We start from the raw sequence: 6,369 nt of genomic DNA, 5'->3' as shown, positions 1-6,369 counted from the left end.
CTCGGCGCGAGTCTCGAGGCCTGAACGGCGGGACCAAGGGGGCCTCGACCCCGCGACGCCGGAGGCGGCGCCATGAACTCAGTACAGGGCGGTTGCCAGTTTGCGGCGGGCCGCCACCACGAACGACTCGGCCTGGTCGAAGAGTTCGAACAGTTCCAACAGGCGGGTCCGGACCGTGGTGCGTTCGTCTCCGGCGGTCCGGGCGACCAGCGCGATGAGCCGGTCGAACGCGGCCTCGGGCTGCTGCTGGAAGAGTTCCACATCGGCGGCGTCGAGCGCGGCCGCGACATTGCCGGGGTCCGCGTCGGCGGTGGCGATCGCCGATTCCGGGAGGTCCTGCGCCCGGCGTAGGAACTTCACCTGCCGCAGCGCCGCTTTGGCCTCGGAGTTACCGGGTTCCTGCTCGAGGATCGATTCGTAGGCCGATTCCGCTCCCGCCAGGTCGCCCTGTTCGAGCAGCGCCTCCGCCGCCGCGAACCGGGGATCGGCGAGCGGCTCCTGGGGCGCGCTCGGGTCGCCCTCGAGTTTGCCCTCCACCGCCTGCACGACGGCGGTCAGCCATTGTGAGACCTGCGCTTCGGGCTGGTTGCCCTGGAAATCGGCCAGCGGTTGTCCGCCCGCGACCGCGATCACCGTCGGGATGCCCTGGACGCCGAAGGCCTGCGCGATGCGCATATTGCTCTCGGCTTCGACGGCGGCGAGATCCCAGGTGCCGTCGGCCTCGCCCACGAGCCGCTCCAGCAGCTGGACCAGTTCGATGCTGCCGGGACTGCGCTGGGAGTACAGCGCCACCACGACCGGTACCTGGGCGGAGCGGCGCAGCACCTTGGTCTCGAAATCCGCCTCGGTGACCGTATGGTCGCCCGCGGCGGCCGGCGCACCCGCCGGCGGCTGCTTCAGGGCGGACAGATCCACCGCCCCGGACATGGCGGCGGCTACGGCGGGTGAAGGACGACGGGATGCTGGTCGAGTCACAGGGTCCAGTTTGTCACGAAGAAGCCGCGAGGGTCTGCGGGGACTCGGTGGCGCCGACCGCACTCAACTCTCCCAGCTTGCCGGTGCGTACGGCCCACACTTCGAAGACGACCGTGCAGAACGGCGGAATACTGGACAGCAGCGCCAGCACCGTGGTCTTCCAGTTCCATTCGAGCTCACGCGCGGCCAGCAGTGCCGTCAGCACGAACAGGACGAAGATGCCGCCGTGCACCGGGCCGAAGATCTTCACGCCGATCTCGTTGCCCTCCGCGGGGAGGTACTTGAACGCCATTCCCACCAGCAGGCCGAGCCAGGACAGTGCTTCGAGCACTGCGAAGAAGCGGAACCTGCCGGCAACGGTACCCAGACCAAGGAAGTTCATGCGCCCATTGTGCACTAGCCACTACACGGCGTCGTAGTCGAACCGGTCACACGAGACAAACCGGGCGGTCTACACCTTGACGATCAGCGCATCACCCTGGCCGCCGCCACCGCACAGCGCGGCCGCGCCGATCCCACCGCCGCGGCGCTTCAACTCCAGCGCCAGATGCAGCACGATCCGCGCGCCCGACATCCCGAGCGGATGCCCGACCGCGATGGCGCCGCCGTTGACGTTCACCTTCGCCGGATCGATCCCGAGCTTGCGAGTCGAGGCGATACCGACCGCCGCGAACGCCTCGTTGATCTCCACCAGGTCCAGATCGGCCGGGGCGATACCCTGCTTGGCGCAGGCCTTGGCGATCGCATTGGCCGGCTGGTCCTGCAGGGTCGAATCGGGACCGGCCACCACACCCGCCGCACCGATCTCGGCAATCCAGCTCAGCCCCAGCTCTTCCGCCTTGGCCTTGCTCATCACGACCACCGCGGCCGCTCCGTCGGAGATCTGCGAAGCCGACCCGGCGGTGATCGTCCCGTCCTTACGGAACGACGGGCGCAACGTGGACAGCGATTCCGCGGTGGTATCGGCCCGGATCCCCTCGTCCTGCCGCACCACGACCGGATCGCCCTTACGCTGCGGCACCTCCACCGGGGCCACCTCGTCGTCGAATATCCCGTTCTTCCAGGCGGCGGCCGCGCGCTGATGCGACGCCGCGGCGAACGCGTCCTGATCGGCCCGGGTGATCGGGTCGGTGTCGTTGCGCTGCTCGGTGAGCGCGCCCATCGCCTGGTCGGTGAAGATATCGTGCAGCCCGTCGTAGGCCATGTGATCGCGCAGGGTCACGTCACCGTATTTGAATCCCGCGCGGCTCTTCTCGAGCATATGCGGGGCGCGGCTCATCGATTCCTGGCCACCGGCCACCACGATCTCGTACTCGCCGGCCCGGATCAGCTGATCCGCCAGCGCGATCGCGTTGATCCCGGACAGACACACCTTGTTCAGCGTCAGCGCGGGCACATCCATCGGGATACCGCCCGCCACCGCCGCCTGCCGGGCCGGAATCTGTCCCGCACCCGCGGTGAGCACCTGACCCATGATCACGTAGTCCACCTGGTCGCCCCGGACGCCGGCCTTTTCGAGCGCCGCGGCGATCGCGAACCCACCCAGATCCGATCCGCTGAAATCCTTCAGACCGCCCAGCAGCCGGCCGATCGGGGTACGCGCACCGGCCACGATCACGGAGTTGGTCACGACGAGCCTCCTGTATCTGTTGCGTCGCCTTCGGCGGCGCGGGGTCGGGGCCCTCGGGACCCCGGGCTGTGTTCATTTGCCCGCCTTCGGCAGGGCCGGGGTCCCCGGGACCCCGGTTCCCCACTCCGGCGTTCCAGCACGGGGCGGGCCTCGACCGTGGATGCCGGCCCTCCGGAGAAGGCGGAAAGTGCGAGTGGTCGTGCGCGCCGAGCAGCCGCACGGTAAGTGCTCACGACCACCGACCTCCGACCGCTGCCGCGCTCTTCCACCCTGTCGCTCCGCCCCGGCGCGGGCTCCGACCACACACGTGACCGGCCCGGGAACGGCCTCGCCCGGCTCCCGGGTTCGGCCCGGGACGCGTGCGATGCGACCCCGCGATCCGCGTGTAACCCGAAAGCGACGCGCGGCGCGTACTACTCCACGGTAGCCTGCGGTCTCCCCGGATCGGCGTGCAGGGATGCGCGGATCACCTCGGCAGGATTTGAGGGCAGCCGCCCTCTATCGACCCCGATCCGGGTGGGTACGCGACCGCGGCAGGGTGGAACGCGCTACTTTCGAAGGGTGAGCACCGCTACCCCGTCATCAGAATTCATCCCCGCCGACTACATCGTCGCGGTCGACCATGTCGGTATCGCCGTCCCCGACCTGGACACCGCCGTCGCCTGGTACGCGGAGAACCTCGGCCTGGTCGAAACCCACCGGGAGGTCAACGAGGAACAGGGCGTTCAGGAAGCAATGCTGTCCGCGCCCGCCGCCGAGGACGATTCGACTGCTCTGCAGTTGCTGGCTCCGCTCGACGACACCTCCACCATCGCGAAATTCATCGATCGTAGCGGCCCGGGTCTACAGCAGCTCGCCTTCCGGGTCACCGATATCGAAGCCGTTTCCGCATATCTACGTGATCGCGGCATGCGCCTGCTGTACGAGGCGCCGCGACGCGGAACCGCCGACTCCCGTATCAATTTCGTCCATCCGAAGGATGCTGGCGGTGTGCTGGTCGAGTTACTGGAACCAGATCCGAATGTTACGCACTAGTCTCGAGATCGGGCGGTAAGGAGACGCTCCGATAACATTCCCGGTCGGCTCACCATGCGCAGGTCTCAGGCTGTAGTTTGTTGGCCATGTCGTCACCCGAGTCCGATCGCAATCGCTTCGTTGCGCTGCCCTTCACCGTTGTGCGCAAGGGTTATGCGCAAGACGAGGTGCGTAACTATTTCGACCGCTTCGATGCCGAGTTGCGGGTTACCGCCACCGACCGCGACGCCGCCGCCGCCCAGGCCCGGAACCTCGCCAGTCAGCTGGAAGACGCCCGCGACGAAATCGACGAACTCCGCAAGGAAGTCGACCGGCTGTCCGTACCGCCGACCACCGCGGAGGGGATGAGCGACCGCATCTCCCGCATGTTGCGATTGGCCTCGGACGAGGCGTCCGAGGTTCGCGCCCTCGCCCAGGCCGAAGCCGCCGAGATGGTTTCCATCGCCGAGCAGCAGGCCACCGAAATGCGCGGCAAATACGAATCCCTGCTTGCCGAAACCAAGGAAAAGCGCGAAGCGCTGGAAATCGAATACGAGCAGACGCTGGCGAATGCTCGTGCCGAATCCGCGAAGATCATCGATGCCGCGCAGGCCGACGCCGAGCGGCTGGCCAAGGAGTCCGAGGCCAAGCGCAAGGCCAACCAGCAGGACTTCGAGGTCACCATGGCCGAGCGGCGCACCAAGCTGACCCGCGCCATGGAAGAGCTGGAGGCCACCAGCCGCGCCGAGGCCGCCCAGCGGATCAAGGACGCCACCGACGAGGCCAACCGTCTCATCACCTCGGCGACCCAGACCTCCGAGCGCAAGATCGCGCACGCGAAGGAACTGGCCGAGGAGATGCGCGTACTGCGTGGCCGGGTCCTGGCCCAGCTGCTGGGTATCCGCGGCCAGCTCGATTCGGTGCCGGCGATGCTCGCGGCCGTCAACCGGGAGAGCGAACTGCTCGACGGTGTGCCCGAGCAGCCGCGTAAGTCCATCGGCAGCGGTCAGGGCAATAAATCTGTGAACGGCCCGCGTCAGAAGGCCATCCCCGAGCTGAGTTCCGAGGACGAGTCCGACGATATCGTCGAGGAAGAACGCGAGAACGCCGACATCAGCCGCTGAGCTGCTGTCGGGACGTACACGGCGACAACCGAACACCCGAACAGATCCGAAGGCCGCCCCCACCGGGGCGGCCTTCCTCATCTCCGGCGCCCGGCATACTCATCTACGACACCGGCCGAGAGGTCCTGCACGGGATCGACCTGGCACTCGAACCGGGGCCGCTTCCGAGGGTGCGGTCGTCCGCCACCCGGGCACCGGCAGATATCCAGCGGCCCGCTACCGCCGCCGGCACCCCGGACCGATAGCCGGCCGGCGGCTACGCCGCACGCTGTCCGACTCGGCCACGCCACCCAGACCACAGTCCGGCCGCGGCCGCGAAGCGCTCAGCGGCGGGTCACCGCTAGGACCACCGACGGGTGATCCCCCGGGTCCCCCGGCCCTTCCAGCAGCCACCGTGCCAGTGCCGCCGGTCCGTCTCACCGCTGCCGGCCGGCCAGGTCACCACATGCGGCACCCCCGGCATGATCTCGTGGTCACAGCCCGGGCAGCGGTACCGTTTCACCGCACGCGCCCCCGGCACCGTACGGACGACGTACTCGTCCCCGTCCGGCCCCGGTTCGGTCCGCCGGTAGACATCGCCGAGCCCGCCACCGGTCCGCGACGGCTCCGCCCGGGAGCGCGCGCTGCGCGGATTTCGTCGTGGCATGGCCCCAAGTCTAGAAGAGGCGGAATTCGTTGCTCTCGGTCCCACGTAGGGCGTCGTAATTCAGGGTCAGGCAGCGGATCCCACGATCCTCGGCCAGCGTGCGCGCCTGGGGCTTGATCTGCTGCGCCGCGAACACTCCGGCAACCGGCGTCAGCAACGGGTCCCGGTTCAGCAACTCCAGGTACCGGGTGAGCTGTTCGACTCCGTCGATCTCGCCCCGGCGCTTGATCTCCACGGCCACGGTTCCTCCGTCCGCGTCGCGGCACAGCAGATCCACCGGCCCGATCGCCGTCATGTACTCCCGCCGGACGAGGCTGTATCCGGCACCGAGGGTCTCCACATGCTCGGCCAGCAGTTCCTGCAGATGCGCTTCCACCCCGTCCTTCACCAGCCCGGGATCCACGCCCAGCTCGTGACTGGAGTCGTGCTCGATCTCCTCGATCCCGATCCGCAGTTCCTCCCCCGCCTTGTTGCTGACAACCCACAGCGCTTTCAGTTGCGCGGCGGCCGCGTCCGGCTGCCGCTCGTCCAACCAGCAGGGCGGGCTCATCCAGTTCAACGGCTTGTAGGAACCCCCGTCGGAATGGACCAGCACCGACCCGTCCGCCTTGATCATCAGCAGCCGGCGGGCCATCGGCAGGTGAGCGGTCAACCGCCCCACGTAGTCGACCTGGCACCGTGCAATCACGAGTCGCATCCGGCAGAGTCTAGGCGCTACCGCCGCCCACCGATCACAGCGGAGGTCTGCCCGTCGCCACTTCCACCGTGAACCGCACGCGCCAGACAGCGCGGAAGGGCATGCCCGCCGATATCCGGCCGGTACACGGAATCAGGCGGTGGAAGATCGTGCAGCCTGCTGCGGCAGTTCGCTCGCTCGCATGCACGATATCCGCGGCCCGAACGGTCATTTCGTCACCGAGAGGCGAACCGCGAAAATGAAAAGCCTCGAAAACCACTTCAGGGGGCCCACAATTGTGGGC

Annotated in this window: 8 protein-coding genes; 2 read left to right on the top strand and 6 right to left on the bottom strand. The window is 68.0% G+C overall.

Annotated elements, in window-relative coordinates; translation table 11 throughout:
- Positions 1–78: 78 nt before the first annotated feature.
- The 3 genes from ACLML9_RS27125 to ACLML9_RS27115 form a co-directional block, all read right to left on the bottom strand.
- Entirely contained in the window at positions 79–927 is an 849-nt protein-coding gene (locus tag ACLML9_RS27125; protein WP_411948170.1) for a tetratricopeptide repeat protein, read from the bottom strand.
- 61 nt (positions 928–988) lie between these two features.
- Positions 989–1,357: a DUF3817 domain-containing protein gene (locus ACLML9_RS27120; protein WP_411948169.1), complete on the bottom strand. Its 369-nt coding sequence runs from the start codon at positions 1,355–1,357 to the stop codon at positions 989–991.
- Between the two features lie 69 nt (positions 1,358–1,426).
- Positions 1,427–2,605 carry an acetyl-CoA C-acetyltransferase gene (locus ACLML9_RS27115; protein ID WP_411948168.1) on the bottom strand — a complete coding sequence of 393 codons (1,179 nt, stop codon included), beginning with the start codon at positions 2,603–2,605 and terminating at the stop codon, positions 1,427–1,429.
- Positions 2,606–3,166: 561 nt separating this feature from the next.
- Here ACLML9_RS27115 and mce point away from each other — a divergent pair.
- Both mce and ACLML9_RS27105 read left to right on the top strand, forming a co-directional pair.
- Complete coding sequence (gene mce, locus ACLML9_RS27110; protein WP_030525506.1) at positions 3,167–3,640, top strand: methylmalonyl-CoA epimerase; 474 nt, start codon at positions 3,167–3,169, stop codon at positions 3,638–3,640.
- 86 nt (positions 3,641–3,726) lie between these two features.
- Positions 3,727–4,743 (top strand): hypothetical protein, encoded by a 1,017-nt coding sequence (locus ACLML9_RS27105; protein ID WP_411948167.1) that lies wholly within the window; start codon positions 3,727–3,729, stop codon positions 4,741–4,743.
- Between the two features lie 340 nt (positions 4,744–5,083).
- On the opposite strand, the gene ACLML9_RS27100 is transcribed toward ACLML9_RS27105, so the two are convergent.
- The 3 genes from ACLML9_RS27100 to ACLML9_RS27090 all read right to left on the bottom strand — a co-directional run.
- Entirely contained in the window at positions 5,084–5,389 is a 306-nt protein-coding gene (locus tag ACLML9_RS27100; RefSeq protein WP_411948166.1) for an ATP/GTP-binding protein, read from the bottom strand.
- Positions 5,390–5,399: 10 nt separating this feature from the next.
- A complete protein-coding gene (gene nucS, locus ACLML9_RS27095; protein WP_411948165.1) occupies positions 5,400–6,086 on the bottom strand; it encodes an endonuclease NucS in 687 nt (228 codons plus the stop codon).
- A 34-nt stretch (positions 6,087–6,120) separates the two neighbouring features.
- The coding region (locus ACLML9_RS27090) for a hypothetical protein (protein ID WP_411948164.1) at positions 6,121–6,369 on the bottom strand (249 nt) is incomplete at its 5' end.

It is taken from the genome of Nocardia sp. NPDC002869, assembly GCF_046764065.1.
GTDB lineage: Bacteria > Actinomycetota > Actinomycetes > Mycobacteriales > Mycobacteriaceae > Nocardia > Nocardia rhamnosiphila.
Note: the sequence above shows the minus strand (reverse complement) of the source record. Positions and strands in the feature narration are given on the sequence as shown.

Coding starts and splice junctions, on each gene's coding strand:
- ACLML9_RS27125 (WP_411948170.1), bottom strand. CDS start 927: ATGTCCGGGGCGGTGGATCTGTCCGCCCTGAAGCAGCCGCCGGCGGGT.
- ACLML9_RS27120 (WP_411948169.1), bottom strand. CDS start 1,357: ATGAACTTCCTTGGTCTGGGTACCGTTGCCGGCAGGTTCCGCTTCTTC.
- ACLML9_RS27105 (WP_411948167.1), top strand. CDS start 3,727: ATGTCGTCACCCGAGTCCGATCGCAATCGCTTCGTTGCGCTGCCCTTC.
- ACLML9_RS27100 (WP_411948166.1), bottom strand. CDS start 5,389: ATGCCACGACGAAATCCGCGCAGCGCGCGCTCCCGGGCGGAGCCGTCG.
- nucS (WP_411948165.1), bottom strand. CDS start 6,086: ATGCGACTCGTGATTGCACGGTGCCAGGTCGACTACGTGGGGCGGTTG.